Genomic DNA, 1,994 nt, shown 5'->3' on the forward strand with positions numbered 1-1,994 from the left:
TCGATACGCAATGTCCACCAAGTTTTTCGCCTGTTACATGTTTGTATATCCCGCCCTTAGTAAATTTTGGGTGTATGGTTTATTGGTTATATTAAGTGTTTTGTTAATGTTAAACATAACTCTTATTGCACATACATTTTTTTAGATCGAAAAGAAGAGTTTATTCGTCTGTCAAATTCTATGTTAACTGGTAAAACAGACTAATTTTAGATGAAAGATTCTATAATAAATCTGGAGAAACAAAAATAATTGAAAACATTTGAGCATGGAGATAAAAAACGCTTAACGAAGGATATTTCAAAAGAGATGGAGCAAAGGATTCAAAAATCAATACAGCTTGTTCAAAAAAAATATAAGGTGGATGTATTAGCATTAGGAGAAGTATATAAGCGGAATAATTATAAAGAATGAAAGAAAATAAGTAAGAATTGGGATCAAGGTGAAAATTATTTTAGTAATGCTGACATTAATGTTTATGTTCATCCAGTAATTGAACATTGAGGCTCAGCTTTACCGAAGAGAGTGAAATAAGGTGATTTAAGTCGTTAGCGGATTACAAATACGCTAAACGATATTAATGCTGGTTCTGCATTTTCAATCAGTGCAGACTTATGTACTTTAAACGTGATTAATAAATTATATTTGGCTTATTATGATCCTTTGGTTAGCACTAGTTAGAGTTATAGTAAAAATATTAAGTAGAAACGACTTATTTTTAATAATAAGAGGAAATATGTTACTGAAAAGTAAGGAGACAAATTATTACTTTTCTAAAGGGTAATTAGGTTCGTACAATGATGCATTAAAGTGATTCATAAGGGATTCTGAATGCTAAGAGAGTGAGAATGCATTACAAAAGAAAGGTGCATAGGCGCCTTTCTTTTTTGAAGGAATTTTTTGTTACGAGTTAGTACAAAATTGGGTTCAGGGGGTACTATAAAATTTTAGCTTGATGGCGATGGGGTAGCATCCACCGTCTATCAACATCACTACACCTATATTTAATACTGCGTTACGTGCCTTTAATCAAGTGAAAAACAAGACCCATTTTGTAAAAACTGAAACCAACGTTTTCTAAACTGAACTTGAGCCATATCTGCATGAACATGGGCCTCCATTTTTAAAGCTTCTGGTATAGGTCTAGGATGTTGACTTTCTACAATAATTTGATCCTCTTTTAGTACTCTTAAACTAAATTTAGCTAAAATTTGGTCTAGTAAAGGGAAGTACTTTAAAAATGTCCTTCCGGTATATCCCATAATTAATGTCTCTTCTTCATCAATTGGTGTAAACGTAATATACTGAATAAATGACTCATTCTCCTGTTTGCCACTGTGAAGCATCCACTGATGTGGGAATTTGTATTCAAGGTAAGCATCACCATTTGAGAATATAAACTGATCCAGTGTTCCCTCCAGCTTATAATTGGTTGATTCGGCTTTTGTTTTTCTACCAATCGTTTTTTTATGTACATAAGCAAGATGAGCAATATCCAGCACAGATTCGATTGATCGAGTAAGGTGTGCATTCCAAGTGGCGTGGAAGAAAGAGAGTTTAAAAGGAGTGTTCTCCATTACATGAAAAGTTTGCCATTCAGGTGGATTTTCCTCACTATCAGGGTATATCCAAATCAACCCAATCTTTTCTTTTACAGGGTATGAGAAGGTATGAGCAAATTTCGGGATAGGTTTATTGGGTTGGGATGGAATTCTTACACAAGTACCACAACTATCGAACTCCCAACCATGGTAGGGACAGACTAGTTTACCATTTACTACTTGTCCCAGTGATAAGTCAGCGCCACGATGAGGGCAGTAAGGTGATAGAGCCTGAACTTCGCCTTTTTCATCCCGATATAATACAAAATCTTTGCCAGCAACTCTTTTTTTTACTGGAATCTTTTTTATATCTTTTACATAACTCACAGCATACCAATTACGTGGGAATACTCTATTTATATTTAGAGTCATTTATTTTCTCCTTCTTTTTATTCA

1 protein-coding gene and 2 pseudogenes are annotated in these 1,994 nt (G+C 33.9%); 2 read left to right on the plus strand and 1 reads right to left on the minus strand.

All coding sequences use genetic code 11. The annotated features are described in order from the left end of the window. Positions 1-270: 270 nt before the first annotated feature. A pseudogene (locus ACQGSG_RS28660) lies at positions 271-501 on the plus strand (Ger(x)C family spore germination C-terminal domain-containing protein); the annotation flags it as partial. Between the two features lie 211 nt (positions 502-712). Then, positions 713-781, plus strand: a pseudogene (locus tag ACQGSG_RS28665) (HXXEE domain-containing protein); the annotation flags it as partial. Positions 782-1,022: 241 nt separating this feature from the next. Here the strand turns inward: ACQGSG_RS28665 and ACQGSG_RS28670 are convergent. Continuing rightward, entirely contained in the window at positions 1,023-1,970 is a 948-nt protein-coding gene (locus ACQGSG_RS28670) for an aromatic ring-hydroxylating oxygenase subunit alpha (RefSeq protein ID WP_000174200.1), read from the minus strand. Between the last annotated feature and the right edge of the window lie 24 nt (positions 1,971-1,994).

It is taken from the genome of Bacillus sp. GMa5/1 (genome assembly GCF_050172015.1).
GTDB classification, from domain to species: Bacteria; Bacillota; Bacilli; order Bacillales; family Bacillaceae_G; genus Bacillus_A; species Bacillus_A cereus.